A 26159-nucleotide genomic window follows, 5' to 3' on the forward strand; every position below is an offset into this window, starting at 1 on the left:
GAGAAGAGGCGGGTATTCCCCGTCAGTGCCGCGATTTCCAGTACCCGCAGAACACGATGTCGGCCTTCGCCGTGCCGGTGGAGACCCAGTGCCTGCGCATCCCGACCGCCAGCTCCGACTCGCCCACCACCCAGCCGTACGAGCGCACCGCCGGCACCGCGAGCGACCGCGCGGCATCGGCGGCGAGCGCGCCCGGCACACCACCGCGCCCGCGCCGGACAGCCCAGCGCACGTCCATCCCCGCCGGTGCGATGAGCTCCTGCACGTCGTCCGGATTCGGGACCTCGATGACGGCAGTGCCCTCGACGCCGGACGAGCCGCTCGATCGCTCGGCGAGAGAGGCCAGGATTCCGGCCGCAGCGGGAAGCCCGGTCTCGTCGGCCACGATCCGCAGGTGCGCGATCTCCGCCGCCGGAGCGAAGGTGCGGCCCTCGTCGATGATGGCGACCGCGTCGCCTCGCGCACATCCCTCCGCCCAGGCCGCAGCGGGACCGCTGGAGCCGTCGGCCGCCCGATGCAGGACGAAGTCGACGTCGAGCTCTGGACCTTCCGGACCATCGGGCCGGTAAGCACGGACGGTGTAGTTGCGCAGCACCGGGCGCACGGCCTTCGAGATGGCGAGGTAGCGGGCGTAGGCCAGGGCGTCGAGCTTCGTGGGGAGCCGATCGAGGCTCGAGTCGTCGCCCACCGGGATGAAGAGCCGGAACCACTGGTCGTACCCCTGGGGCACGAACCGCTCGACATCTCCGCCGCCGAGCGTCACGCGGACGAATCCGGACGAGATCCGCTCGCGGCGGAGCACATGCAGAACGAGCAACTCGGAGCGCTCCGGCTTCACGCGTGTCGCCTGCATGTTCGTCCGTGCCATCGGAGCTCCCGTCGCAAGATTAGGTAAGGCTTACCTTACCGGGCGGGGCGATCACGATCCACCCGTGTGCACGATGCAACGGTCGAACAGCGCGAGTTCCGCGGCATCGGGAGCCTCGAACCTCTGCACCGACTCATCGAGCAGCTCTCGCGTGATCGGCACCTCACCACGGCCGGGACGCTCGTTGCGCCTTTCGAGTCGTCGCCACAGCTCCTCGACGGGGATGTCGAAGACGTGCAGCTCGGTGATCGCCCCGGAACGCCGCGCGAGGCGCCGGAGCTCGTCGCGTTCGGCCCGCGTCCACGACCCGTCCTCGAGGATCACGCTCTGCCCGCGTTCGAGCAGCTGCCGCCACAACCGGTCGAGCCGCGCCTGCACGCGATCGCGCAGCGGATCGAAGTAGTCGAGGCCCAGCTCGGCCATCCACTCGTCGGTGCTGAACCGGATGGGGCTGAACCGGATGGCGCCGGTCTCGCGTTCCCGCTCGCGCGCTGCTGTCGTTTTGCCGGCTCCCGGCAGCGCGCAGTACAGGATGAGGACCGGCCGGGCCGTCGCATCCACCGCTTCGTCCCCGTCCACCGCTTCGTCCCCGACCACTACGGCTGCACGCGGGAGACCGACCACGCGCCCCCGTCGCCCCGCACGTAGCGGAGGCGGCGGTGCAGGCGGTCCGGGCTGCCGTGCCAGAACTCGATCAGCTCGGGAACCACGCGGTACGCGTACCAGCGCTCCGGGCGGCCGATCGGGCCGTCGGCGGCCAGGACGTCGCGCGCGGCGTCGCGCAGCCGGTCGAGGTCGTCGAGCGGGGCATCCTGCTCGCTCACCAGCGTGGCGGCCTGCGCCTCGCGCGTGCGGCGCGAGAACAGGTCGTCCGACTCCGCCTCGCCGAGCCGCTCGACGCGTCCGGTCACCCGCAGCTGCTGCAGGAGCTCGCGCCAGTACAGCACGACGGCCGCGCGCGGGTCGGCGGCGAGCTGGCGTCCCTTCCGGCTGTCCGACGATGTGCCGAACTCGACGCCGTCGCCCGTGAGCCGCCTCAGTGCGACGGTGCGCGCGTCCGGCGCGCCGTCCTCGTCGATGGTCGCGAGGGTCGCGGCGAGCGCCTCGCGCACGCCGCGATCCTTCGCGCGGCGGAGCCACTCGTCGAGCAGGCCGCCCGGCTCGGCGGGCGGGTCGTCGAACTCCGGCAGGAACAGGTCGGCGTCTCCCGTGAGCGTGTTGGCCATAGCGTCACCCTAGGCCCGGCACCGCGTGGCCCGCAGCGATTCACACCGGCCGCACAAGCACCGTCGCTATCTCGCCTTGAAATAGGCGAAGAGGTGCGCTTCCCTGATGGTCGCTGCGCGAGCGAATGCCCCGAGGGCAGGCGCCATCAGAGTGACGATCAGCACACGGGCCGCTACACCACACAGGACATCGGGCGACGAGGAGCCGCCGGTCGCTATGACCAGCGAGAGGAGAGACAGCGCGACGAGTGCACCCATGGCCGCCCACACCAGCGTCTCTAGGACCAGCTGGAGACTAGAGGCCGTGGCACTCACACCGGCGTGACGACCGCTGGCTAGTTCCAGCTTCCGACGGCCGACAGACACTGCTCCCAGCACGAAGCCCACGAGACCGAGCACTGCGGTGCTCATTCGTGTAACACGTGTCTCGAAAGCGACGGCGCCGTCGAATGTGCTTCCGTGGGAGGCGTTCAGCTGCTGAAGCTGGGGGCCCCGCGTGTCGTCGCTGGAAGCGGTTGGAGCGCTTCCAGCGCCAACCAGGGCAGTAGGCATCACAGCGAGGAGCCGGTCTGAAACGGGCCACGCTTCGACCCAGCACTCGTCGTAGGGCGCGAGCACATCCGACGGGACGAAGATCGCATAGCCGTAGCCTGGCCTTCGGCCATCATTCGGATACGAGAAGACCCCCGTGACCCGCGGGCGGCCATCTGTGAGATGCAGCACGGTGCCGACGCTCGCGCCCGTCGTTTCGGCCACGTCCTCCGAGATGAGTACCCCGGCGCCCGAGGCCTCATCGCGGAGAGCCGTGAAGCCGCCGAATGCCGGGGAGACGTCGAACGTGGGGATCGGCTCACGCGGCAGCGCAGCTGGAGTGTACCCGCGCTCGCGCTGCCGAACGGCTCCAGCGGCGGCCACACCGTCGACAGAGCGCAGACCATCGCATGCCGCCCCGTCGATGCCCTGCGGGAACCGGTAGATGATCGTCGACCCGCCATCCTTGCGGAATCGGTCTGCTTCGTGCTCAATCGATGCGATGGCCACCAGATCGCTTCCACCTAGTACTGCGGCCACCGCACCGAGCACCAGCGCGAAGAGCCCCGCTCGCGCCGTCCCCGATCGGACATTGAGAAGGGCCTCACGCACGATCGTGGGAAGCCGCATCGTCATCCGAGCCGTATAACGCTCGTACACGCGTCACGCGTCCGTTGATCGTGCGTCGCGACGACGACGATCGCGCCCTGATCGGCCAAGGAATGGATTGCGGTATTCACGGTATCGGCCGTCACCGGATCGAGCTGCGCCGTCGGCTCATCGACGAGCAGAAGGTGAGGGTTCGAGGCCAATCCGCGTGCGAGCATCAAGCGCTGTGCCTCGCCGCCTGACAGCTCACTGAACCGCGCCAACGCTCGTCCGGCCAGCCCGACCGCCGCCAACCTCTCGCGGGCCTCGCATCGTGCGTCGCCGTGCGCGCGACCCCGCGCCAGGAGAGGGAGCGCGACGTGATCCTCCGCCGTCCGAGCGGCGACACCGTGGGGATTCTGAAATACCCAGGCGATCGATTCGATGTTCACCCGCGCTATGTCTCCCGATGTCGGTTGGGTCCAGCCCGCGAGGATGCTGAGGAGGGTGCTCTTACCCGAACCCGATGGTCCCGTCAGCGCATAGACCTCATTCGGCTGCAACCGGAAGCTCAGCGAGGAGAACAGAGGCGGTGATGTCCCGAACGCATGCGATAGCCCGGTCGCGGTGATATTCCGCGGAACCATGTCGCGCGATCTCACCGGCACGGCGGCGCCTGCGACGTCTTCAAGGACACCTCCGCTATCGATTGGGACGCCTCAGGCTGGATCAGCGTTTGGCCGAACTGGGACGAAGCTATGGTCACAGCGGCCGGCTTGCCATCGGCGACAACGCAGGCGCTTCGACCTCGAGCAGCGTAGACCGCGGCCGCCGGAACGGAGTAGACACTCAGCCCCCGCGCCAGACGGAAGGTCACAGGAACCCCTCCGGCCGCACCGTTTCGCTGAAGGTCGGACCCGCCCTGCGAGGCCTGCGGCGCGGTGGCGCCCGCCGCGTACGCCGCATATGCCGGCGATGCCGCAAGTCTTGCGAGATCGTCTGGGGACGCTACGTTGCCCGAGTCATCGACGGGCAGGACGAGGTCACCGACGACCACGACTCGTTCGCCTGGCACGACATCGCGCGGCTCGGGCGAAAGCCGCGCGCTCTCGATGCCGGGCGGCAGTACCGCCACCGCGTCACCGGCGACGACCTGGTCGCCGACTTGGAGGGAGCACGTCATGGTTTCGACTGTCGGAGCCGGCAACCACGCGAATCGTGACACGGGAAAGCTTGTCCAGGTGCGCACATCCGCGACTCCCGCATTCTTGGCCAATGCGATGACGGATCTCAGCGTGTCTGGTCCGAAACGTCCGTCCGCGCGAACGCCGTGACCCAGTCGACGGAGTTCATCCTGAAGAGATTGGACGTCAGGACCGTGATCCCCTGCCATCAGGTCGCGCCAGAGCGGAGTCGGCGTCGAAAGATAGATGATGGGAACATCGTTCACCGCCAGACCTGACTGCCCGGACTCGGCCCGCCCACCCGCTGTGCACGAGGTGGCCGTCAAGGTCCCCGATACGTTCACCACGAGTTTCCGCTCTGGGCCCGCGGTGATGGCGAGGGTCGCAGCCTGGTCGTCGGTGATGTCAAGCTGCTTCGCCGACGCAGATGACACATTCGCGGTTGCGACGATTCCCTGTGGAGGCGAGAGAGGAAGGACGAATGCACCGGCAAGTGCTCCCGCCGCGAGGAGGAGGAAGGCTAGAAGACCCCCCACCGGCCCTGAGATCCGAATCACGATGTCCTAGTCACCCGAGAGGCCCAGCGGATCCCTGGCGCATCGTGTGAACTCCGCGTCGTCGATCGAGAACGGAAACGTCTGCGACTCCAGATTCGACTCGTACTCCTTCGCCGTGTAGCTCTGGGGCACCACACCATTGGCGACAAGGCAGGCCACGACGATCTCGTTCTCGTCGAGATTCTGAGGATTGCGGAGGATGCTTCCACGTAGCGAAGCGATAATCGCGAAGTCGCCATTGCATGCCTCGTCTGCCTTCAGACTGTCCTCTCCGCCATCAATCTCAGCCTCGCCCCCAGGCCCCGTAACACGCGTGGGAAACCCCTTGTTGGCCATGCACCGCTCATATTCAGCGCTGACTTCGGCGTAATCCCGATCCGTGATCGAGCCTTTGGCGAGAATCTCATGGACAGCGTCGCTGTTCGTCGAGCGGTAAGCCTGTTCGAATTCAGACGCCCACGGCCCGGTGAATGACGGAACCGGCCCTTGGAAGGCCGGGGACGACGCTCCGGAGGACGGGTGTCCGGCCGAAGCGCACCCCCCGAGCGCGGCGACCACGATTGTGGCCGCCGCGCCGACGATGACGAAGACCCGCATGCGGACGTTCCTTATCGTCCAGTGACCCCGTACGACGTGACACCGGCGTAGCTCAGACCCTGGTCCGACCACGCGCCAGGCCTGGCCCAATTCGCAACGATGGTCTTCCCTTGTGCGCACACATAGTGCCGGATCTCACCGAACGAGTCAGCGTAGTGATAGATCTTGCTCGAGTACAGCACGCCTACGTGCTGGTAGGGCAACGGAGCCGCGCTGGCCGGAGCCACCGATGTCGCGACCCCGCAGGTCAGAGCCATAGTCGCCCCAGCGACCATGAGCGCGCGGGTCTTTCGGCCGGTCTTCTTCGAAGCTTCGCTCCCGTACGTGCGTGCATCCATCCGCATGACCTCCCTATTGATCACCCCGCCGGCGAGCGCCGACGATTCGTACGCACAATGTAGCAGAAATTGGAACTGAAGTACGAATTAATACAACAATATCAATAAATGCCGGCCCGCAGTGATTCACACCGGCCGCACAAGCACCGTCGCTAGCGTCGAGATCATGGAAACGGATCCCGCCGCCGCCCCGCTTCTCTCCACGCGCGCCATCGAGGCGCTGCAGAACATCGACCCCGCCACCCTCAGCGAGGTGCAGGCGTTCCGGGACGATTTCGCGCGGTTCATCATGCCGTACAAGTTCGGCATCGACGAGATCTCGACCAAGGTGAGCATCCTCCGCGAGGAGTTCGCCGAGCTCCACGACTACAACCCGATCGAGCACATCTCGAGCCGCCTCAAATCGCCGGAGAGCATCGAGCAGAAGGTGATCCGCAAGAACTGCGAGCCCAGCTTCGACGCGATCCGCGAGGCGATCACCGACATCGCCGGCATCCGCATCGTCTGCAGCTTCGTCTCCGACGTCTACCGGGTGTTCGACCTGCTCACCGCGCAGGACGACGTGCGCGTCCTGCGGGTGAAGGACTACATCGCGCACCCGAAGCCGAACGGCTACAAGAGCCTGCACGTGATCGTCGAGGTGCCCGTCTTCCTCAGCGAAGGGCCGGTGCTGGTGCCGGTCGAAGTGCAGCTGCGGACGGTCGCGATGGACTTCTGGGCCAGCCTCGAGCACAAGATCTACTACAAGTACGACGGCGAGGTCCCGGCCGGCCTGCTGCGCGACCTGACCGCCGCGGCGGGCACGGCGAGCCAGCTCGACCTGACGATGGAGGACCTGCACCGGCAGGTGCGCGGCGACGACCGCGGAACCGTCTACAGCCTCCCGGCGTCGCGCTGAGCGATCAGTAGCCGACGACCCCGGTGAAGTCGGGGGTGCCGTCCGGCCGTGCGGGAAGCGGCTGGCCGTTGATGTAGCGCGGCCATTCCAGCCGGAGGCCGCCGGAGGCGTCCAGGCGCGGGTAGGCAGACGCGGGTGCTGCGGCCGTCCCGGGCGCTCCGGCAGGCGTCGGAGGTGGGGCCGGCGTCCAGCCGGGAGCACCGGCCGGCGCCGCGGGCGGCGCGACCGCCGGGCCCTGCGTGGGAGCCTGCATCGGCGGCTGCGCGTACGGCATCGCGCCCGGACCGGCAGAGGGCGCCGGCGCCGCATACGCGGACGGGGCGGGACGCACCGCCTTCGGCCCGAACAGCGAGTAGGTGAGCGGGATGAGCACGGTGCCGAGCGCATCCAGGATCGCCACCACCGCCACCAGCCGCCAGTAGGTCTCGCCGAAGTCGACCCGCGTCCAGATCAGCGGAAGCGAGAGTCCGGCGGTCAGCAGCCCGACCAGCACGAGGGTGGCGACCGTGACCTTGCTCATGATCGGCCCGGTGAACCGGCGCTGCGTGTTGAGCACCAGGTGGATGTGGAGCAGGCCGATGCGCGTCACCAGCACCAGCAGGAACCAGGAGAACGGCTGCCACCACGGGTCGTAGGCGTCGGAGCCGTACAGGCCGTCGACCGGCTGCACGTCCGGGACCCACACCTTCCACAGCCCGATCCCGAACAGGTACACCGAGGTGACGACGCTGACCGCGCCGAACCATGGCGCCCTGCGGGCCGAGACGTCGGCGTCGTACCAGGAGACCAGGGCGAAGAAGACGAACAGGGCGATGGTGCCGATCAGCCGCCAGCAGGTGTCGTCGAACCGCCCGAGGATGACGGCGTACACGCCGACGAGGGCGGCGGCGATCAGCGCGCCGATCACGACGCGGGGGAGCAGATGCCGCACCCAGGCGTACGGGTTCGGAGCGGACGAGACGGTGCTCACGATGGAACCTCCACGGGTCGGATGCTCGTCACGATACCGGTGGGCCGCTGCGCCCCTGAATCCGTGCGGCCACCCAAAAGCGCACCGTGCGGTCGCGGAGCCGTGCCGTTCACCGGCCGTTCCCCGCCACCCCCTACGCTGTGGCTATGACAGGTGCCGACCCCCGCGGCGTCGACGACGACGCCCTGGTGACGACCGCGAGCCCGCTCTTCGCCGACAGCGCGACCGACCGCCGCATCCCGCGCGGGTGGGTGGTGGCGTGGGCCGCCTGGGACTGGGGCGGCGCCGCCTTCAACGCGGTCATCACGACGTTCGTCTTCACGGTCTATCTGACCAGCAGCCTCTTCGTCTCGCCCTCGATCGTGGCCGCCCGGGATGCCGAGACGAGCGGCTCGGGGCCGGCGCACGCCGCCTACGACGCCGCTGTCGCCGTGTTGTCGAGCGGGCTCGCGTGGGGCGTCGGGCTGGCGGGTGCCGTCGTCGCGCTGCTCGCGCCCGTGCTCGGCCAGCGGACGGACGGCTCCGGACGCCGCAAGCTGTGGCTGGGCGTCAACACCGGCGTCGTCGTGCTGGTCACCGCCTCCATGTTCTTCGTGGTCGGCGAGCCGTCGTACTTCCTGCTGGGCGTCGCCCTCGTCGCGATCGGGACGGTGTTCTACGAGATCGCGACCGTCAATTACAACGCCATGCTCGTGCAGGTGTCGACGCCGAAGACGGTCGGCCGCGTCAGCGGGTTCGGCTGGGGCGCCGGCTACCTGGGCGGGATCGTCCTGCTCCTCATCGTCTACTTCGGGATGGTGACCGGGTCGGGCGGTCTGCTGCACGTCCCCACCGAGGACGGCCTCAACATCCGCATCATCGCGCTGATCGCGGCGGCCTGGACGCTGATCTTCTCGCTCCCCGTGCTGTTCGTCGTTCCCGAGATCCCGCCGAACGCCCGCACCCCGCGCGTCGGCTTCTTCCGCTCGTACGCGGTGCTGGTGCGCGACATCGGCCGGCTCTGGAAGGAGAGCCGCAACACGGTCCTGTTCCTGATCGCGTCGGCCCTGTTCCGCGACGGCCTGGTCGGCGTCTTCACGTTCGGCGGCATCCTCGCCCAGGGCACCTTCGGGTTCACCAGCGGACAGGTCATCATCTTCGCCATCGCGGCGAACGTCGTCGCGGGGGTCAGCACGCTGCTGTCCGGCCGGCTGGACGACCGTTTCGGGCCGAAGTCGGTCATCGTGACCTCGCTCATCGGGCTCATCGTCGCCGGCCTCGCAGTGTTCTTCACGCACGACCTCGGCGCCGCCGCCTTCTGGGTGGGCGGCCTGGTGCTCTGCCTCTTCGTCGGGCCGGCGCAGTCGGCCAGCCGTACATTCCTGGCCCGGGTCACGCCGGCCGGACGCGAAGGCGAGGTGTTCGGGCTGTACGCGACGACCGGGCGCGCGGTGTCGTTCCTGGCGCCGACCCTGTTCGCGGTGTTCGTGGCGGTCGGCGGAGCGCAGTACTGGGGCATCCTGGCGATCGTGCTCGTGCTGGCGGCGGGGCTCGCGCTGCTGCTGCCGGTGCAGGCTCCGCGCCGCTCGGCTGCCTGATGCGGGTCGCGCGGCGTGCGGCGCGCGGCTCAGCCGGTGACCGGGTCGCCCTCGTCGACGAAGACGGCGAGCGGCTCCCCCACCTCGACGATGTAGGTCGAGAGCATCTCGCCCGTGCCGGGCCCGACATCCCGCGCATTGTGCGGGGTGCCGGGCGGGATGAGGAACCCGTCGCCCGCTTTCAGGTGCAGGGTCGGGCGATCGTGGATGCGCATCTCGACCGCACCGGCGACGATGTAGCCCACCTCTTCGCCGGGGTGGATGTGCCATCCCGACTCCACCCCCTCCGGGATCTCGGTCAGCACCTGCACGATCTCGCGCCCGGGGATCGACGACGGCTCGTGCTGCACCTCCGTCCGCCGGAGCCGGCCGGCCAGCGCATCCGACATCAGGAGACCGCTCTGAGCGCCTTGAGGATGTGGTCGGTCACCGCCCGCGGCTGCGAGATCATGATCACGTGCGAGCCTTCGAGCTCGATCGCGTCGGCGCCCGCCCGTTCGGCCATGGAGCGGATCACGTCGGCTCCGGCGGCCTTGTCGCCGGAGGCGACGACCGCCCACGACGGCAGGCCCTTCCACGCAGGAGACCCGGTCTTCTCGGCGAAGGCCGCCGCGGCGACCGGCCGCTGCGACGCTCCGAGCACGGCCGACTGATCCGGGGGCAGATCGCTGGCGAACGCCTCGTGGAACCGCGCGGGGTCGACGTAGAGCTCGGGGGCCTGTCCTCCGTCGGTCGGATACATCGCCGGTTTGAGCGCCGAGTTCAGCACGCTGTCGGTCGAGCCGGCCTCCACATCCCCCAGCGCCTCGCCCTCGTCCGGCGCGAACGCGGCCACGTAGACGAGGCCGCGCACATTTGCGAGACCCGTCGCTGCGTTGGTGATCACGGCGCCGCCATAGGAGTGGCCGACGGCCAGCACCGGCCCGTCGATCTGCTCGATCACGCTGCGGATGTAGGCGGCGTCGGCGGTCAGCCCGCGCAGCGGATTCGCGGGCGCCAGCACCTTCGCGCCCTCGGCGAGCAGGAGTTCGACCACCCCCGCCCAGCTGCCCGCGTCGGCGAAGGCGCCGTGCACGAGCACGACGGTGGGGGTGGATGCGGCGTCATCGGTCATCGGAGGTCTCGTTCCTGAGCACCCCGGCCACTCGACGACCTTCGTCAGCGAAGCGAGGTGAGGCGGTTCCTGCGACCGGGTGCGCCGTCGCCCGCGAGCCGGGAGGGCCCCAGGATAGGGAGCGGCCGGGGTCGCGGCAAGAGGGGCCGGTCAGCTCTCAGACTCGGTCTCGCCGGGGCGCGGCCAGGCCCGGACGAAGCGGTCGAACAGCTCCGCGAAGGTGCGCGCCTCCTCCGGGGTGAACGCCGACAGTGCAGCCTCCACGGCGGAGCGGCGGTGCGACCGCAGCTCGCTCAGCTGTGCCCGGCCAGAGCTCGTCAGCTGGATGAGCGCACGGCGCGCGTCGGACGGGTCAGGGACCCGGCGCACCAGACCGCGCTCTACGCCCTCCTGCACCAGGCGGCTCGCGCGCGGCTGGTCCACACCGATCGCGGCGGCCACCCCGCTCACGGACAGATTGCGGTCGTCGGCCTCCGCCGCCTCCAGCGCCTCGAGCATCCGCACCCGGGCGATGCGGCCGAGCGAGCCGTCGCGCCCCCGGCGACCGGGGCCCGGACGAGCGGAGTCTCCGAACGGCGCGCCGCCGGGCGCACCGGGACCACCCGGGGTCGCGCCCGACCCGCCGGACCCGGGGACGAAGGGACCTGCGCCGAACGGACCGGCGCCGAAGGGACCGCCCCAGTGACCGCCGCGGCCCTCGTGGTGGCCGTGCCCGTGCGGCATCCCCTCTCCCCACGGCGGTCGCCGGCGCGACTGATCGCGCCGCACCGCCAGGAGGGCGTTCTCGACCAGGGCCACGATGTCCGCTTCCGGCGGAATCGGCGCATCCTCTTGACGTCCATCGCTCATGCATGTAACTATACATTTACTTGTAACAGTACATACATCGAAAGGAGAGTCAGCGATGACGAAGATCGACGACTCCACACAGACGCCGCCCGGATACTGGTTCGGCGTGATCGAAGGCCGGCAGCACGAACGCATGCGCGAGGCGCTGGCCGACCTCGGGCTGCGCCGCGGAAGCTGGCGCATCCTCCACACCCTCGCCGACGGGCCGGCGACACCCGACGAGCTCGCCGAGCGGCTGCCCCACGGCGGCCGGCGTGATCGACGGGAGAACGCCGGAGGCCGCGGATTCGCCCACGGCCACGGGTACCACCCGGGCTGGCGCGGCCAGGAGCCGCGGGACGAGCGGCCGACCTCCCCCGACGATGGCGACGAGCGCCGGCCCCACGGCGACCGGCACCACGACGAGCACGCCCACCATGGCGAGCACGAGCACCACGAGCACGAGCGCCACGAGCACGAGCGCCACGAGCACAACGGCCTCCCGAGCGCCTTCGAGCGCGGCTACGAGCGCGGTTTCGACCGCGGCTTCGCCTTCGGCGCCGTCCGCGCCGGCCACCCGTTCGGCCCGTACGCGGCCCACGCCGGCGGGCCCTTCCCCGGCGGATACGCGTTCCCCGGCCCCGCTCGAGGGTTCGGCGGACCGTGGGGCCACCGTCACCACCCGTTCGACCGCGACGGTCGCGCCGAGCGCCGTGCGGCGCACCGCGTCCGCCGGGTCCTCGCCGAGTTCGTCGAGCGCGGCTGGGTCTGGTTCGACGGCGACCGCGCCACGCTGACCGACGAGGGACGCGCTGCGCACGACGAGGCGTTCGCCCGCGTCCAGGCCGTCCGGGTCGAACTGGCGAACGGCATCTCTGAGCAGGACTACGCGACCACGATGAGCACGCTGGAGACCATGGCGCGCAACCTCGGCTGGCAGCCGGGACGCCCGGCGGGGTCGCAGGATGGCGCGCCTAGTATGGACGCATGACCCCACCCCGCGAAGAGGTCGTACTGCTCGCCGAGGACGGCACGCCCATCGGCACGGCGGACAAGGCGACGGTGCACACGGAGTCCACTCCCCTGCACCTCGCCTTCTCCTGCCACCTCTTCGACGGAGAGGGCCGCATCCTCGTCACCCGCCGCGCTTTGAGTAAGGCGACGTGGCCGGGAGTGTGGACCAACTCGTTCTGCGGGCACCCCGGCCCCGGCGAGGCGATCGAGGAGGCCGTCCGCCGCCGCGCGCAGGACGAGCTCGGCGCCCGCATCGACAACCTGACGATCGCGCTCCCCGACTTCCGGTACCGCGCGGTCGACGCCGCCGGCATCGTCGAGTACGAGGTGTGCCCGGTCTACACGGCCACCGTCGTCGGCGAACTGGCGCCCGCCGCGAGCGAGGTCGCCGAATGGGCATGGGCCGACCCGCGCTCGCTGCTCTCCGCGGTCGACGCGACGCCGTGGGCCTTCAGCCCCTGGCTGACCCTCCAGCTCCCCGCCCTCTACGCCGACCGGAGCCTCGAAGCTTCGGGTCAGCTGTGAGTCGTGCTCATTATTTTCCACCTGTGAAATTGACTGTGGATAACTAGGTTCCCGTCATGCCCGGAGGGGCATCCGTGCGGGCACGAATCAGTTCGCCCACACCCGGTCGACCGACAGGGTCGGCACGAACGCGCTCCCGCCGGAGCGCTCGTCCGGCCAGTCCGGGAAGTCGAAGACCGCGAGCATCAGCTGCAGCGGGTACTGCGGCGGCGCGTCCAGCAGCCGGACCACCCGGCCGTCGACCCGGAAGCTCGCCTCGTCCCCATCCCACCGGGCTTCGTAGGCATGCGGCTCGGTGACGTCGATCGGAAGCCGGACGCGCTCGAAGTCCTCGGCGAGGCGCGGGTCGCGGAAGGCATGGAACCCCATCCCGACCAGCGCCGCGTCCTCCTCGACGTCGCGGCCGAACACCTCCATCACGCACAGCTCGCCGCTTCGCTCCGGTTCGTCTTCGAACCCGACCAGCCAGAGCGACGCCATCGATCGCGGGCCGAGGTAGAGGGAGGCGCGCATCCCGACCGTGCCGCGCTCGACCAGGCAGCCGCGGAACTCCTCCTGCGCCTCGCGCACCCGCAGCCCCTCGCGGAACGGCTGCTGTCCGATCGTCGAGCCGGCCGGCCCGGAGAAATTGCCGGTCTGCAGCCCGGAGACCCGCAGCGGAGGCTGGTGCTCCTCGGCGCACCACAGCCCCTGATCGGGCGGGATGCTCAGCTCCAGGCGGGAGTCGTGGATCAGGTAGTTGGCGCGCGTCTCGGCGAGCGAGCTCCAGGCGGGCAGGTAGTGCGGCAGCCAGACCGCGCGGTCGAGCTGCGGTTCGTCGAAGTCGTCGAACACCGCGCGCCCCTCATCCGGTGCGGGTGGCGTCGATGTGCTGCTCGAGCCACCAGGTGCGGCCCTCGTCGTCGGAGACCCAGCCGTCCCACTCGAACGACTCGTCGGTGATGCTGGAGAAGTTCCAGCGGATGGGGCGGCCGTCGGTCTGCGTGCCGTCCTGCCGGATGCCGTCACGGCGGTGCGGGGTCGCGACGAGCGTGCAGAAGTCCCCCGTCGCCGCCCCGAACCAGCTGACCCGCCAGGCACCGAGGGCGGTGTCGTACACGCGGACGGTCGACCCGCGCCCGCGGGTGCCCTCCGGGTCGGTCTCGTCGCGGATGACGAGGACGTCCTGCACCGCGCGACCGCCGAGCGTATAGGCGAAGATCCACTCCTCGGCGGACTCGGTCCACATCCCGGTCCGCTCGTCCAGGCGCCGGACATCGGCGCTCCAGCTGCCGACCAGCCGGCCGAACAGGTGCATCCGCTGCGGGTTCTCCGCCATCGGCCCCGAACTGATCAGAGCCCGTGCGAAGGCCGCGTCGGTGGTCTCGCTCATGGTGCCCCTCTCGGTCGGCGTGCGGGTCAGGCGGGTCGCCCCGCCTCGGTGGTGGAGACGTCGGTGCGGTGGAAGTTGAGATACGACCGGGACGCCGTCGGCCCGCGCTGCCCCTGATACCGGGACGAGTACTCCGCCGATCCGTACGGCCGCTCGGCCGCCGACGACAGACGGAAGAAGCACATCTGGCCGATCTTCATGCCCGGCCACAGCTTGATCGGGAGCGTCGCCACGTTGCTCAGCTCGAGGGTCACGTGACCCGAGAACCCCGGGTCGATGAACCCGGCGGTGGAGTGGGTCAGCAGTCCGAGCCGACCGAGCGAGCTCTTGCCCTCCAGGCGCGCCGCGACGTCGTCGGGCAGGCTCACCAGCTCGAACGTGGAGCCCAGGACGAACTCGCCGGGGTGCAGGATGAACGGCTGATCCGCATCCACTTCGACGAAGCGGGTCAGCTCGGGCTGGTCCTCGGCCGGGTCGATGAACGGGTACTTGTGGTTGTCGAAGAGCCGGAAGAACCGGTCGAGCCGCACGTCGATGCTCGACGGCTGGACCATCTCCGCCTCGAACGGCTCCAGAGAGATCCGCCCGGCACCCAGCTCGGCCTTGATGTCGCGATCGGAGAGAAGCACGGGGCCAGCCTATCGGGTGGGAATCGTCGCGCACCCGTCGTCGTCCGCAGGCCGTGCTCGCGCGCGTCAGTCGCGGCGGAATCCCTGCGTCGCGTCGTCGTAGGTGGTGTGAGGCCGGGTGATCGGGCCGGCCACGGGCGGCGGCGCGGCGGCACGCGAGAGGGCGTGGAGCACGAGGTCCTCCACCATCCGCGCCGCCGTCGTCCGCCGGTGCTGGGCGATGCGCACCAGGGCGGCGTACGCCGGTTCGTCGAGATGGATCTTCAACGGCATCCCGCCGGGCACCCGGCCCGGGCCGAGCGTGGTGGGCGCCGTGATGTCGGCTTCACTCATGGCGGAAGTGTGCCCGGGCGAGCCCGTCACGGCTAGACACCATGTGCGCGGCCGGATCCGCAGAAGTGGTGCATAGCCAGGAGCCCCCTCAGGGGCGCACCATTCCGCCAACAGGATCTGGGAGGTGCGAGATGTCGGATGCCAGAACCACCGGCTGGGTCGGGTGGGCCTATTTCGCGGCGGTCATGCTGTTCATCGGGGCGGCGATCGACCTGTTCTACGGGATCATGGCGATCATCGGCCCGAATACGGCCTACTTCGTCGGCTCCGGCGGCGGGGTGGCGTCGTTCGACGTCGCGGCGTGGGGGTGGTGGTCGGTGATCGTGGGCGTGCTCCTGCTGCTGGCCGGCCTCTTCCTGCTCCGGGGGGCGATGTGGGCGCGCGTCGTGGCCGTGGTGATCGCCGCGGTCAGCGCCGTCTCCCACGTGATGTCGCTTCCGGCGCAACCGTGGTGGTCGGCCATCGCGATCACGCTCGACGTGCTGGTGATCTACGCCGTCACCGTGCACGGACGAGAACTTCGCCGCTAGCCGCCAGGAGATGTCGCGTGAGCACCGGGACGTACCGGGCCCTCTTCCTGCACCCGGATGAGGACGAGGACGACTTCAGCGCCCAGCTGCCGGTGCTGAGCGAGACGCCGCCCGCACTGATCCGCGCCGCGACGACGTTCGAGGGCGCGCAGGCGGTGGCGGTGTACCGGCTGGCGGAGGCGAGTTCGTGGCCCGAGGCGGCCGCCTTCCTCTACGAGAAGACCGTCCCTGGCACGGTGCCGGGCGGCGCCCGGCTCGAGCAGGTCGCGACTCCGGACGACTGACCGTCGGCCGGCGGCTCCCCGGGAGCAGCAATCGTCGGCGCACCAGCGCCGACTTCCAGAAAGGTGAAGGAAAAATGACCGATCAACCCTATGTGGCGATCGCCGCACAGTACGCGAGCGAGGACGAGGCGGTGGCGGACTTCGACCGCCTCCACGCCCGCTACAAGGAGCGCGGCCACCATGCGGCGTTCGACGCGGCGGTGGTGGTCCGCGACACGGAGGGGAAGGTCTCGATCCCGAAGCGGGACGACGGCGGCAAGCACCACGGCGGCCGCAAAGGGCTCGCCATCGGGCTCGCCGGCGGACTGGTCGTCGCGCTGTTCCCGGCCGTCGCGCTCGGAGGCGCTCTCCTGGCCGGCGGCGCCGGCGGGGCGGGCATCGGCGCGCTCGCGGGCCACATCTCCAAGAAGTCGTCCGCCGAGGACCTCAAGGCGATCAGCGAGACCCTGCACGCGGGGAGCTCGGGCATCGTGGTGGTCGTCGACCCCAGCGAGGCGGACGAGATCGAACGGCTGCTGACCAACGCGACCGGCATCACCAAGAAGCAGATCGCCGTCGACGAGGAGAAGCTGGAGAACGAGGTTCAGGACGCGGCGGACTGACGTCGTCCCACGGCGCCGCGGGGGAGGGCGACCGCCCTCCCCCGCCGCTTCGCCAGCCCTGTTGTGCGCGCGCGTAGCATGAAGACGTGACGGCGGCCTCCGATTCGACGCCCGCGCGCCTGACTGCGCGCGGAGCGAAGACGCGCGAACGGATCGTCAGCGCTGCAGCGGATCTGATGTACACGCGCGGCGTCGGTGCCACGACGCTCGACGACATCATGACGGCGAGCGGGGTCAGCAAGTCGCAGCTCTACCGGCACTTCGCGAACAAGGACGAGATCGTCCGGGCGGCCATCGAGCTCATGGGCGAGCGCGTCATCCAGCGGGAGCAGAGCAGTCTCGGTGGCGTCACGAGCCTCGCCGATCTGCGACGGTGGCGCGACGCCCTCGTGCAGAACAATGCGGTGCGTCACGGCGCGTACGGGTGCGCTCTCGGATCGTTCGCCTCCGAGGTGTCCGACCATGACGACGTCGCCCGGCGGAGCCTGATGGCGCTGTTCGCCGAGTGGCAGGATCTCCTCTCGGGAGCGATGGAGCGCCTGCGCGCGAACGGCGCCCTCCCTCCCGACGCGCCCGTCGAGGGTCTCGCGGTCGGCCTCCTGGCCGCACTGCAGGGAGGATACGTGCTCGCCCAGACCGCGCGGGACGTCACGCCGATGGCGACATCGCTCGATATGGCCATCAGCCACATCGAGAGCCTCGCGACGTAGGGGCACCCTCTTCGCTCAACCGCCAGCATGTGACCAGAGCCATCACAAAACTGGACTTTTTAGTCCTGTTTGTGTTTAGCATGTTCCCGGATTCGGCCAGAGGGTCGAACCTGGAGATAGGCACGGCCGCTTCGCGGTCGTCCACGCAAGGAGGTATCCGATGAAGGCCGTAGTCGTGACAGATCGGACGGCGGGAGCTGCCGGGATGACCCTGGTGGATCGTCCGGAGCCGAAGCCGGCCATCAACGACGTCGTCGTCGAGGTGCACGCCGCCGCCTACGTTCCCACCGAGCTGGAATGGCCGTCCACCTGGGTCGACCGCGCCGGCCGGGACAGGTCGCCGTCCATCCTCGGACACGACGTGGCCGGCGTCGTCACCGCACTCGGCTACGGCACGACCGGGCTCACGATCGGACAACGGGTCTTCGGCATCACCGATTGGCACCGCGACGGGACCCTGGCCGAGTACGTCACGGTCGAGTCCCGCAATCTCGCGGCTCTTCCCGGAGACGTGGAGTTCACCGTCGGGGCGAGCCTGCCGATCTCCGGCCTCACCGCGTGGCAGGGCCTGTTCCAGCACGGCCGCCTGCGGTCGGGGCAGACGGTCCTCGCTCACGGAGCGGCTGGCGCGGTCGGAACGATGGTCAGCCAGCTCGCGCGGGAGGCGGGCGCCCATGTCATCGGTTCCGGGCGCGCCGCCGACCGGGGCAAAGCCCTCGACTACGGAGCCCATGAATTCATCGACCTCGAGAACGACGACCTCGCCGACATCGGACGAGTGGACCTGGTCTTCGACGTCATCGGCGGTGAGATCCAGGAGAAGTCCGCACTCCTCATCCGCCCCGGAGGGACACTCGTGACAGTCACCGGGCTAGGCGGCGTGCGGCCAGAGGAGGGCCTGTCGATCGACTTCGTCGTCGAGTCGGTGCCGTCGCACCTGACGGAGATCGTCCAGCGCGTCCGGGACGGCCGCCTCCGCAGCAACATCGACGAGATCGCGCCGCTCGACGACGCCGTCGCGGCGCTGAATCCGACCCAGCGCCGCCGGGGCAAGACCGTCATCGACGTCCGTTCCTGACCACCACCTCCCGAAGAGAGGATCACCACATGCCTGACGCAGAATTCGAGTACCCGGATGAAGCCGGGTATCCCGACGGAGTCGGAACCCTCACCCAGGATCAGCTGGTGCTCATCGATGAGGTGAGGGAGGACCACTCCTCCGCGATCGACTTCTTCGTCGTGGACAACCACGAGGATTCGACCTACGAGGCGATCGCCGGAGACACCGTCATCGGCGGTCTGACCTACTCCATCGCCGACGAGAAGCGGTTCGTCCTCGTCGCCGCCGCAGTGTTCCCGGAGTACCGGGGCCAGGGCGTCGCCACCGAACTCATCCGCCGGGTTCTTGACGACCTCCGCGCGCGCGGCATCACCGTCACCGTCCTCTGCCCGATCGTGCGGGAGTTCATCGACCGCACCCCCTCGTACGAGGACCTCGTCGACACGGAGCTCCCGGGTGTGCGGACGCGGCGGCACGACGACGGCAGCCCCGTGTGAGCGCAGGAGACCGGGAATCCGACGAACGACGGGAGACGAACCCATGAACGCCGAACACTACAAGCGCACGCACTTCCCGGTGATGGACGGTGCGGAAGCCGCGCCCCGGGAGGATCAGATCGCCGGGATCGTCCAGCGCGTCTGGGCGGACTCGCGCGTCTATCACCAGGACGTGGAGACCCTGCTCCGGGAATGGCTCGAAGCGGACCATTGCACGGTCACGGACGACGAGTTCACGCGGTTGCTGGAGAAGGCGCGCGGAGAATTCCGCCGCGTCGCGACCCCGGACGACTCCGGGGTCCCCGCATGCCCGGCGCATTCGCTCGTCGCCTGCGTCTACTGGGACGTGCAGCAGCTCGAACGCAGGACCTGACGGACGCGCACGCGGCGTGACGATCAGCTGACGGTGATGGCGACCAATCCGCCGATCCCGAGCAGATACAGACCGACCACGGCGACCGAGTCGACCCCCATTCCGAGGACGCGCCTGCGTGGGCGGAAGATCAGGCCGACGGCGTACACGAGGGTCAGCACGATGGCGAGCGCCGTCAGGAACACGTCCGCGGCGTTCGCCTGCGGAAGGACCGCTGTGCCGGAGATCAGGGTCGCGACGAGGAAGAGGACCGGGAGGAACGCGTTCCCGCCGAAGATGTCCGAGATCGCCAGACCGTCGTCGCCCTGCCTGACCGCCTGCAGGCCGGTGGAGATCTCCGGCAGAGAGGTGGCCAGCGCGAGGACGGTCGCACCGAAGAGCACACCCGAGAGACCCAGCCGACCGAAGGCGGCATCTCCGGCGGTCTCCACGAGCACGCCGGCGCCCAGGGTCGCCAGGGCGCACACGCCGAAGATGATCGCGATCTTCGCGGTGCTCATCCGTGCGATCCGGTCCTGATTCTGCGTCCCGCTGCCGGACGGATGCGCCCGGCTGGTGTCGGGGGCAGCGCCGTCCTCATGCCAGGGAAGATGGTGGCCGGCGCGGCGGACCAGGAACAGCCCCACCAGCCAGATGATCGCGATCAGGACGACGTCCGGGCTCAACCGGGCGAGGACGAGGCCGGGCGGCAACTGACTGCCGCCGATCACCACGGCCAGCACGGCGACGACGACGATGGCCTCCAGCACCAGTCCGAGCGAGGCCGCCCGATAGGTCAGCGGCGCAACCCCGCGCCCACGCCTGCCGAACAGGTCGAGAACAGCGATGACCACCGTCTGAAGGGCGATGCCTCCCAGGATGTTGCCCACGGCCACGTCCACCGATCCGGACGCTGCGGCGCTGACGGTGATCGCGATCTCGGGGAGGTTCGTCGCGACCGCGAGAACGATGAGACCGCCGAGCGCACTGCCGAGGTGCAAGCGGTCGTCCAGCGCGTCCGTGGTCTTGGACAGGTACACGCCGGCGACCCAGATCACCGCCGCGCCGATCACGAACAACGCCAGCAGCAGCCACAGGGGCAGACCGGACATCACGCTCCTCTCATCGCGGCGGACTCACATCCGCTCTTTGATCCCGGTGCGGATCAGCACCCAGTTGACCGGATAGCTGGTGGCGAACCCGGCGAGCATGGCCCATTGCATGGCGAACCAGAACTCGGGGGAATCGACCGCAGCACGGCCGCCCCACAGAACCGGGAAGACCAGCAGCTGCATGAGCGCCATCACGCCGAACATCCCGACCTGCCACGCCGTGATCGAGGCAGCGTCGGCCTTGACGGCGTCTCGCAGGGTGCGTCCGGCGCTCTGCTCGCGCATCGGGGCGATCGCGAAATACTGAAAGCCGATGCCGATGACGAAGGCGAGCACGAAGTCGATCACCCAGACCGCGAACATCGGGTCGTCGAACAGCCAGCCCCAGCCGCCGAGCACGGCGACGGCGGGGAGGGCGAACGCCAGCCATTCCGCGATCAGGTCCCCGATCGCACAACCGGCGCCGCAGTGACTGGTGCCCGTGCCGACCGAGGCGGCCAGGGACGTCTGCCGGCCGGACGGCTCCTGCCCCGCTCTCGGAGCCCGCCCCTGCGCCCGGTAGAACCACAGGCCCAGCAGGCCGCCGAAGAGCATGGTCACCGGCCAGACCACCGCCATCACCCGCATCGGCTGCGGACGGCGGACCACGTCCAGGGCCACCCAGACCGCACACGCGGCTCCGAGGAGTAACGAGGTCGTGGCCACGACCGCGAACCAGCCGGGGAAGTGAGCGAGCGGAGGCGTGATCGGATCCTTTCGTGGCGCGGCGAGAGTCCTGTAGAGTTGCAACAGTTGCATGAATGCATCAGTCACCGTACCCCCGTTCCTCACCGGGTCAACGCCTCCCGTCGACCCGCCATCGGCGCACGCCATGACCGGACCGATGTGGATGCCGATGGCACCGCCCACCCTGACCCGGATGGTCGCGCTGCATCCACAGCCGATCCCGGTGATCCCCGTGCTGATGCTCGTGCTCGCCGGGCTGTATGTGACCGGCGTCATCCTGCTCCGCCGGCGCGGCGACCGCTGGCCGGTGAGCCGGCTCGTCTTCTGGGTGCTCGGGATCGTGACGGTGCTCGCGATGACGGCCACCGGCATCGACGGGTACGGGATGGAGCTGTTCAGCGTGCACATGGTCCAGCACATGGTGCTGACGATGCTCGCCCCGATCTTCCTCGTGCTCGGCGCCCCGATCACGCTGGCGCTGCGAGCTCTCCCGGCACGGCCGTCGGGGAGGCCCTCGGCACGCTCCCTGCTCCTGGCCGTGCTGCACAGCGCGCCGGCGCGCTTCGTCGCCCACCCCGTCACAGCGCTGGTGCTCTTCCTGTCGAGCCTCTACGGCCTGTACTTCACGCCCGTCTTCGATGCGCTGATGGGCACGATGTGGGGCCACAACCTGATGCTGCTGCACTTCATCGCGATCGGGTTCCTCTACTTCTGGTGCGTGCTCGGGGTCGACCCGACGCCCCGGCGCGCCTCCCGCGGGCTGCGCAAGTACGCGGCGCCGACCGTTCGGATCCTGGAGCTGGCGGTCACCGCGCCGTTCCACGCGTTCTTCGGCGTGATGCTCATGATGTCGGTCGCACTGGTCGTGGGCTTCTACCGCACTCCGATCCCCGGCTGGGGGATCGCGCCGCTGTCCGACCAGGCCGTGGGAGGGGGGATCGCCTGGGGCTTCACGGAACTGCCGACCCTGTTCGTGCTCGGCGTGCTCTTCCTGCAGTGGCAGCGGTCGGATGAGCGCGCCGCGCGCCGCCAGGAGCGGTCGGCGGGCCGCGGCGAGGCCGAACGGCTGGCATACAACGCCTACCTCCAGCGGTTGGCCGCGCACGACCGGGGTGGCGCACGGTGATCGGCGCGACGGTCGTCTACGCCTTCACCCTCGGGCTCGCCGCGACGGTCAACCCCTGCGGGTTCCCTCTGCTGCCTGCCTACCTCGCCGTGTTCCTCGGCGCGGAGCCCGCGCCGGTGGGCGTGCGACTCCTGCGGGCATTCCGAGCGTCACTGGCGATGACGGCCGGTTTCGTGACGGTGTTCGCCATCGTCGGGATCGCGGTCGCGACCGGGCTCCGGCTCGCGGTGGCCTGGGTTCCCTGGTTCACCGCGGCACTCGGCCTGACCCTCCTCGTCGCCGGCGTCTTCGGGGTCGCAGGCCGGCAGCTGCGCGCGCCCGCGATCGCGCTCCCTTTCCGGTCCGGGCGCGGGATGCTCGCGATGGCCGGTTATGGCGCAGCGTTCGCGACCACCTCTCTCGGCTGCGCCTTCCCGCTCTTCGCCGCCGCCGTCGCGCCTTCCGCCGCGACCGGTTCCGTTCTCGACTCTGCGGCGGCCGCCCTCTCCTACGCGCTGGGGATGGGGCTGTTCGTCGCGGCCTGCAGCATCCTTGCGGCCCTTGTCGGCGCCGAAGCGGTCCGGGTCGCCGGGAGATACGCGCGACGCCTCCCGAAAGCCGCCTCCGCGCTCCTGCTGATCGTGGGAATCTACCTGCTCGCCTACGGAACGCGGCTGATCCTCGAGCCGGGCACTGAGCCCTCTCTCGCGGTCTTCGTCTCGCAGGCCAGCGGCTGGCTCACCTCGGCGTTGTCCGCGCATCCCCTGGCGGTCGGCGCCGCGGCCGCCCTCGTCGTCCTCGCCGCTCTGGCCGCCGCCACCGCCGCCGTCCGATCCCACCGCCACCCTCCGGAGGAGTCATGAACCGTCGCACACCGCGCACCTGGCCGATCGTCGCCGCCGCGACGGTCGTCCTGGTGGGCTTCGGCGCCGTCCTCGTCGCCGCGGCCCAGCCGTCCTCCAGCACCGCGGCCGCTCCTTCCGCGGCGCCCACCGCCCCCGGGATCTCGGCGGCTGCCGCGAATCTGCTGCAGCTCGACCCGCTCGGGAACGCCGCGACCAACGCGCCCGCCTACTCGCTGACCGACCAGCGCGGAGACCGGATCAGCCCGGACACCTTCCACGGGCGGAGCGTCGTGCTCACCTTCAACGACGACGAGTGCGAGGACCTCTGCACTCTTCTGGCCCAGGACGTGGCCCTGGCCGACCGGGACCTGGGCTCGGCGGCCTCCCGGGTCGCGTTCGTCTCCGTCAACGCGAACCCCTACCATCCCGCGGTCGGCGACGTGGCAGCGTGGAGCGAGTCCCACGGTCTCGGCCGCGCGTCGAACTGGTACTTCGGCACGGCCGACCCGAAGACCCTGGCCTCCGTGGCCGCCGCGTACGGCGTGCCGATCGAGCTGGATGCCGCCCAGCAGACCGTGGTCCACGGCACGGAGATCTTCTTCATCGACCCGGATGGCAGGGAACGTGCCCTCGGTCAGTTCGGCACCGACTCCGCCAGCACCGCACCGTTCGCGCACACGATGGCCCAGGAGGCCGTCGACCTCCTGCCCGCCGCGCACCGCCCCACGGTGGCGGGCTCGGCAGCGGTCGACCTCTCGACGGACGGCACCGGGGTGGGCGCGATCCCGAAACCCTTCTCGCTTCCCGCGCTGAACGGCGCCGGGCGCATCACCGGGAGCGCGAACGACGGCCGTTACCGGGTGCTGAACTTCTGGGCGAGCACCTGCACCGCCTGCGTCGGCGAACTCGCCGACCTCCAGAGGGTGTCCGCCGAGTTCGCCGGCAGGGCGGACCTGATCGGCATCGACGTCTCCGACGACACGGACGCGGCCCGCACGGTCGCACGACAGGCGGGGATCGACTACCCGCTCGCCATCGACGCGAACGGGTCCGTCTCCGGACGCTACCGGATCTCCGGCCTGCCCTACACGGTGATCCTCGACCCCTCGGGCCGGGTCGTGATCCGCCATCCTGGCGCATTCACCGCCGAGCAGCTGGAGTACGTGCTCGATTCGCTCGTCCCGCCGTCGAAATAGGGCCGTGGCCGCAGCGGCGGCGCCATCGGCGCGCCCTCGGCGCGCCCTCGGCGCGCCCTCGGCGTTCACGGCCGGAAGTCGGGCAGCTCGATCCGGTCGTACAGGCTCCGGCCGATGGCGATATCGGACACTGCGGGCACCGTCATCAGCCGCATCACCGTCGTGCGCATCCAGAGCCCCCGCCGGGTGCGCGGAGCGAACGCGCCGCCGAGACGGGTCGCGCCGCGCTGCTTGGCGTGAAGGAAGTCGCGGAGCCTGTCGTGGTACGCCGAGAAGGCCGCGACGTGATCGCCCGCGGCGGCATGCAGCTCGGCGGCGAGCACGTACGCCTCGATCATCGCCAGCGCCGTACCCTGGCCCGCGAGCAACGAGGGCGCAGCGGCGGCATCGCCGACCAGACCGACGCGTCCGGTGCTCCAGGACGGCATCCGGATCTGGCTCGCGGAGTCGAGGTAGAACGTCCGGGCACGCGGCAACGCCGCCAGGATGGACGGCACCTCCCAGCCGAGACCGCTCAGCCGGTCGCGGAGGAGGGACTTCTGGGCTTCGACGTCGTCGAGGGGGATCCGGCCGTCGAAGCGGAACGTGAACACGAACATCGATACGTCGTCGTCCAGGCTCAACCGCAGGGCCTGTGCGCCGACCTGGGTGTGCATGACGGCGACCAGCTCGTCCCGCGGCCGGTAGCCGACGACATCGAAGACGGCGACGGCGACGCCCAGGGAGCGCTCGAACCCGGACTCGGGACCGAACGCCAACCGCCGGACGGCGGAGTGCAGACCGTCCGCTCCGACCACGAGGTCGAATCGGCGGTCGCCGCCGCGCGCCAGACGCACTGCGACGTGATCGCCCTCATCGTGCAGCTCCTCGACGGTGTCGCCGAACACCCGCTCCACGTCATCCGGAAGCGCTTCGACGATGATCCTGGACAGATCGGAGCGCCCGACGCTCACGTAGCGTGCCCCGTTGCGGCCGATCAGCGCGACCGGGTCCAAGGACAGGATCCGGCGCCCATCGCCGTCGACCTCCCGCACCTCCCTCATCCGGTAGCCCGCGTCCTGCACGCGATCGGCGATGCCCATCCTGTCGGCGACCTCGAAGCCGGCGCCCCAGAAGTCGACCAGGTATCCGCCTTGCCGCAACTCGGGCGCGGCCTCCAGCAGCACCGGCTCGTGACCGCTGCGCCGCAGCCAGTACGCAAGAGTCGGACCGGCGATGCCGGCTCCGACGATCAACACCTTCATGACGACCTCCTCGCCCCCGTGACTCCGATCCCGTCGTCCGCTCGTCACCACACGAACGGGATGTATCGCGGCGTCGTCGCGGCCCACGCGACGAACTCCTCGCCGTAGTGCTCCTTCAGCCGGCGATCCAGCGCCGGGATCGCCGCGAAAACGAACCCGGCGACCATGATCGCCGGGATCACCAGGGCGACCCACGAACCGGTCGCCGCCGCGAAACCGGTGAACAGCAGCGTGTCGCCCAGATAGTTGGGGTGGCGGCACCAGCGGAACAGCCCGCGCGTGTACAGATGGCCCGCATTCTCGGGGCGCGCCTTCCATGCGCGGCGCTGCAGCTCGGAGAACGTGTTCACCCAGGAACCGAAGAGATACAGGACGACTCCCAGCACCGTCCAGGCGTCCAGCGCCGCGCTCACGTGGGCGCTCACGAGCCCCATCGTCGCGTGGATGATGAACATCCAACCGCCGACCAATGCGGCCTCCGCGTAGGTCACCGGGCGCTGCACCGTCACGTACGTGGTGATGAGCACTCGGAACACGTAGACCAGCGACAGGGCGAGCACCAGCCAGGCGCGGGCCGGGGTCGCGACCGAGATCGGGCCGAAGACCAGGAACGCCGCGGCCCCCGCGCCCAGGACGTTCGCGCCCGTCAGCACTGCGCGCGGACCGGTGCTCGCGGTCGCCGCAGTCCCTGCGGTCGCCTCCGGATCCGTCATCGCATCTCTCTTCCGGTGGGGGTGGAGGCCGCGC

Annotated in this window: 33 protein-coding genes; 14 read left to right on the plus strand and 19 right to left on the minus strand. The window is 69.9% G+C overall.

The annotated features are described in order from the left end of the window. Positions 1 to 22: 22 nt before the first annotated feature. The 7 genes from BJ963_RS12145 to BJ963_RS12175 form a co-directional block, all read right to left on the minus strand. Positions 23 to 868 (minus strand): siderophore-interacting protein, encoded by an 846-nt coding sequence (locus BJ963_RS12145; RefSeq protein ID WP_246298046.1) that lies wholly within the window; start codon positions 866 to 868, stop codon positions 23 to 25. A gap of 51 nt (positions 869 to 919) precedes the next feature. Further along, a complete protein-coding gene (locus tag BJ963_RS12150; protein ID WP_343037271.1) occupies positions 920 to 1447 on the minus strand; it encodes a P-loop nucleotide/nucleoside kinase family protein in 528 nt (175 codons plus the stop codon). Positions 1448 to 1464: 17 nt separating this feature from the next. Next, on the minus strand, positions 1465 to 2094 hold the full coding sequence (locus BJ963_RS12155) for a pyridoxal 5'-phosphate synthase (RefSeq protein WP_179456919.1): 630 nt from the start codon (positions 2092 to 2094) through the stop codon (positions 1465 to 1467). 66 nt (positions 2095 to 2160) lie between these two features. Beyond that, positions 2161 to 3261, minus strand: a complete 1101-nt coding sequence (locus tag BJ963_RS12160; RefSeq protein WP_179456921.1) for a hypothetical protein — start codon at positions 3259 to 3261, stop codon at positions 2161 to 2163. Further along, on the minus strand, positions 3258 to 3860 hold the full coding sequence (locus tag BJ963_RS12165; protein ID WP_179458123.1) for an ABC transporter ATP-binding protein: 603 nt from the start codon (positions 3858 to 3860) through the stop codon (positions 3258 to 3260). Before BJ963_RS12165 ends, BJ963_RS12160 begins: the two co-directional genes overlap by 4 nt. Before the next feature lie 11 nt (positions 3861 to 3871). Beyond that, positions 3872 to 4663: a peptidoglycan-binding domain-containing protein gene (locus BJ963_RS12170; protein WP_179456923.1), complete on the minus strand. Its 792-nt coding sequence runs from the start codon at positions 4661 to 4663 to the stop codon at positions 3872 to 3874. Positions 4664 to 4960: 297 nt separating this feature from the next. Continuing rightward, on the minus strand, positions 4961 to 5551 hold the full coding sequence (locus BJ963_RS12175) for a hypothetical protein (RefSeq protein ID WP_179456925.1): 591 nt from the start codon (positions 5549 to 5551) through the stop codon (positions 4961 to 4963). A 504-nt stretch (positions 5552 to 6055) separates the two neighbouring features. On the opposite strand from BJ963_RS12175, the gene BJ963_RS12180 reads away from it, so the two are divergent. After that, positions 6056 to 6787 (plus strand): GTP pyrophosphokinase, encoded by a 732-nt coding sequence (locus BJ963_RS12180; RefSeq protein ID WP_089907420.1) that lies wholly within the window; start codon positions 6056 to 6058, stop codon positions 6785 to 6787. A gap of 4 nt (positions 6788 to 6791) precedes the next feature. On the opposite strand, the gene BJ963_RS12185 is transcribed toward BJ963_RS12180, so the two are convergent. Beyond that, the gene (locus BJ963_RS12185) at positions 6792 to 7757 is read right to left on the minus strand and encodes a hypothetical protein (RefSeq protein ID WP_179456927.1); all 966 of its coding nucleotides are present in this window, start codon (positions 7755 to 7757) and stop codon (positions 6792 to 6794) included. A 146-nt stretch (positions 7758 to 7903) separates the two neighbouring features. Here BJ963_RS12185 and BJ963_RS12190 point away from each other — a divergent pair, with 146 nt between their 5' ends. After that, the gene (locus BJ963_RS12190; protein WP_179456929.1) at positions 7904 to 9334 is read left to right on the plus strand and encodes an MFS transporter; all 1431 of its coding nucleotides are present in this window, start codon (positions 7904 to 7906) and stop codon (positions 9332 to 9334) included. 29 nt (positions 9335 to 9363) lie between these two features. Here BJ963_RS12190 and BJ963_RS12195 read toward each other — a convergent pair whose 3' ends face one another. From BJ963_RS12195 to BJ963_RS12205, 3 genes are all read right to left on the minus strand, one after another. After that, entirely contained in the window at positions 9364 to 9723 is a 360-nt protein-coding gene (locus BJ963_RS12195) for a cupin domain-containing protein (RefSeq protein ID WP_179456931.1), read from the minus strand. After that, positions 9723 to 10448 (minus strand): alpha/beta fold hydrolase, encoded by a 726-nt coding sequence (locus tag BJ963_RS12200; protein WP_179456933.1) that lies wholly within the window; start codon positions 10446 to 10448, stop codon positions 9723 to 9725. Before BJ963_RS12200 ends, BJ963_RS12195 begins: the two co-directional genes overlap by 1 nt. 150 nt (positions 10449 to 10598) lie before the next feature. Then, positions 10599 to 11297 (minus strand): MarR family winged helix-turn-helix transcriptional regulator, encoded by a 699-nt coding sequence (locus BJ963_RS12205; protein WP_246298047.1) that lies wholly within the window; start codon positions 11295 to 11297, stop codon positions 10599 to 10601. Between the two features lie 55 nt (positions 11298 to 11352). Between BJ963_RS12205 and BJ963_RS12210 the strand changes: the two genes are divergently transcribed. Both BJ963_RS12210 and idi read left to right on the plus strand, forming a co-directional pair. Continuing rightward, positions 11353 to 12267 (plus strand): hypothetical protein, encoded by a 915-nt coding sequence (locus tag BJ963_RS12210; protein ID WP_179456935.1) that lies wholly within the window; start codon positions 11353 to 11355, stop codon positions 12265 to 12267. Then, on the plus strand, positions 12264 to 12815 hold the full coding sequence (gene idi, locus BJ963_RS12215) for an isopentenyl-diphosphate Delta-isomerase (protein WP_089907409.1): 552 nt from the start codon (positions 12264 to 12266) through the stop codon (positions 12813 to 12815). Before BJ963_RS12210 ends, idi begins: the two co-directional genes overlap by 4 nt. A gap of 87 nt (positions 12816 to 12902) precedes the next feature. Here idi and BJ963_RS12220 read toward each other — a convergent pair whose 3' ends face one another. The 4 genes from BJ963_RS12220 to BJ963_RS12235 all read right to left on the minus strand — a co-directional run bounded on the left by BJ963_RS12220 (position 12903) and on the right by BJ963_RS12235 (position 15149). Then, positions 12903 to 13649, minus strand: a complete 747-nt coding sequence (locus tag BJ963_RS12220; protein WP_179456937.1) for a LamG domain-containing protein — start codon at positions 13647 to 13649, stop codon at positions 12903 to 12905. 10 nt (positions 13650 to 13659) lie between these two features. Continuing rightward, a complete protein-coding gene (locus BJ963_RS12225) occupies positions 13660 to 14187 on the minus strand; it encodes a hypothetical protein (protein ID WP_179456939.1) in 528 nt (175 codons plus the stop codon). A gap of 26 nt (positions 14188 to 14213) precedes the next feature. After that, positions 14214 to 14816, minus strand: a complete 603-nt coding sequence (gene dcd / locus BJ963_RS12230) for a dCTP deaminase (RefSeq protein ID WP_018192463.1) — start codon at positions 14814 to 14816, stop codon at positions 14214 to 14216. 66 nt (positions 14817 to 14882) lie between these two features. Next, positions 14883 to 15149 carry a hypothetical protein gene (locus BJ963_RS12235; RefSeq protein ID WP_179456941.1) on the minus strand — a complete coding sequence of 89 codons (267 nt, stop codon included), beginning with the start codon at positions 15147 to 15149 and terminating at the stop codon, positions 14883 to 14885. A gap of 131 nt (positions 15150 to 15280) precedes the next feature. Here BJ963_RS12235 and BJ963_RS12240 point away from each other — a divergent pair, with 131 nt between their 5' ends. The 7 genes from BJ963_RS12240 to BJ963_RS12270 all read left to right on the plus strand — a co-directional run bounded on the left by BJ963_RS12240 (position 15281) and on the right by BJ963_RS12270 (position 19205). Further along, positions 15281 to 15679, plus strand: a complete 399-nt coding sequence (locus tag BJ963_RS12240; protein ID WP_179456943.1) for a DUF7144 family membrane protein — start codon at positions 15281 to 15283, stop codon at positions 15677 to 15679. Positions 15680 to 15696: 17 nt separating this feature from the next. Next, positions 15697 to 15963, plus strand: coding sequence for a hypothetical protein (locus BJ963_RS12245; RefSeq protein WP_179456945.1), 267 nt, complete (start codon positions 15697 to 15699; stop codon positions 15961 to 15963). A gap of 74 nt (positions 15964 to 16037) precedes the next feature. Further along, positions 16038 to 16565: a DUF1269 domain-containing protein gene (locus BJ963_RS12250; RefSeq protein ID WP_179456947.1), complete on the plus strand. Its 528-nt coding sequence runs from the start codon at positions 16038 to 16040 to the stop codon at positions 16563 to 16565. An 86-nt stretch (positions 16566 to 16651) separates the two neighbouring features. Further along, positions 16652 to 17275 (plus strand): TetR family transcriptional regulator, encoded by a 624-nt coding sequence (locus tag BJ963_RS12255; protein ID WP_179456949.1) that lies wholly within the window; start codon positions 16652 to 16654, stop codon positions 17273 to 17275. 175 nt (positions 17276 to 17450) lie between these two features. After that, positions 17451 to 18353: an NADP-dependent oxidoreductase gene (locus tag BJ963_RS12260; protein ID WP_343037272.1), complete on the plus strand. Its 903-nt coding sequence runs from the start codon at positions 17451 to 17453 to the stop codon at positions 18351 to 18353. Between the two features lie 29 nt (positions 18354 to 18382). After that, on the plus strand, positions 18383 to 18832 hold the full coding sequence (locus BJ963_RS12265; RefSeq protein ID WP_179456953.1) for a GNAT family N-acetyltransferase: 450 nt from the start codon (positions 18383 to 18385) through the stop codon (positions 18830 to 18832). Positions 18833 to 18875: 43 nt separating this feature from the next. Beyond that, positions 18876 to 19205 (plus strand): hypothetical protein, encoded by a 330-nt coding sequence (locus BJ963_RS12270; protein WP_179456955.1) that lies wholly within the window; start codon positions 18876 to 18878, stop codon positions 19203 to 19205. A gap of 23 nt (positions 19206 to 19228) precedes the next feature. On the opposite strand, the gene BJ963_RS12275 is transcribed toward BJ963_RS12270, so the two are convergent. Together BJ963_RS12275 and BJ963_RS12280 are read right to left on the minus strand one after the other, a co-directional pair. Further along, positions 19229 to 20296 (minus strand): sodium:calcium antiporter, encoded by a 1068-nt coding sequence (locus BJ963_RS12275; protein ID WP_179456957.1) that lies wholly within the window; start codon positions 20294 to 20296, stop codon positions 19229 to 19231. A gap of 24 nt (positions 20297 to 20320) precedes the next feature. Next, on the minus strand, positions 20321 to 21094 hold the full coding sequence (locus BJ963_RS12280; protein WP_179456959.1) for a DUF4396 domain-containing protein: 774 nt from the start codon (positions 21092 to 21094) through the stop codon (positions 20321 to 20323). Here BJ963_RS12280 and BJ963_RS12285 point away from each other — a divergent pair. From BJ963_RS12285 to BJ963_RS12295, 3 genes are read left to right on the plus strand one after another with little or no spacing between them, the layout of a single operon-like run. Then, a complete protein-coding gene (locus BJ963_RS12285) occupies positions 21093 to 22148 on the plus strand; it encodes a cytochrome c oxidase assembly protein (protein ID WP_218857073.1) in 1056 nt (351 codons plus the stop codon). The two genes, BJ963_RS12280 and BJ963_RS12285, sit on opposite strands and share 2 nt — an antisense overlap. Continuing rightward, positions 22145 to 22990 carry a cytochrome c biogenesis protein CcdA gene (locus BJ963_RS12290; protein ID WP_179456961.1) on the plus strand — a complete coding sequence of 282 codons (846 nt, stop codon included), beginning with the start codon at positions 22145 to 22147 and terminating at the stop codon, positions 22988 to 22990. The genes BJ963_RS12285 and BJ963_RS12290 overlap by 4 nt, the downstream gene beginning before the upstream one ends. Beyond that, positions 22987 to 24168 carry a redoxin domain-containing protein gene (locus tag BJ963_RS12295; RefSeq protein WP_179456963.1) on the plus strand — a complete coding sequence of 394 codons (1182 nt, stop codon included), beginning with the start codon at positions 22987 to 22989 and terminating at the stop codon, positions 24166 to 24168. The genes BJ963_RS12290 and BJ963_RS12295 overlap by 4 nt, the downstream gene beginning before the upstream one ends. A gap of 65 nt (positions 24169 to 24233) precedes the next feature. Here BJ963_RS12295 and BJ963_RS12300 read toward each other — a convergent pair whose 3' ends face one another. Further along, the gene (locus BJ963_RS12300; RefSeq protein ID WP_179456965.1) at positions 24234 to 25412 is read right to left on the minus strand and encodes an FAD-binding domain; all 1179 of its coding nucleotides are present in this window, start codon (positions 25410 to 25412) and stop codon (positions 24234 to 24236) included. Between the two features lie 44 nt (positions 25413 to 25456). Beyond that, positions 25457 to 26125 carry a methyltransferase family protein gene (locus BJ963_RS12305; RefSeq protein ID WP_179456967.1) on the minus strand — a complete coding sequence of 223 codons (669 nt, stop codon included), beginning with the start codon at positions 26123 to 26125 and terminating at the stop codon, positions 25457 to 25459. Between the last annotated feature and the right edge of the window lie 34 nt (positions 26126 to 26159).

The sequence above is a fragment of the Leifsonia soli genome (assembly GCF_013408745.1).
Lineage (GTDB): Bacteria > Actinomycetota > Actinomycetes > Actinomycetales > Microbacteriaceae > Leifsonia > Leifsonia soli.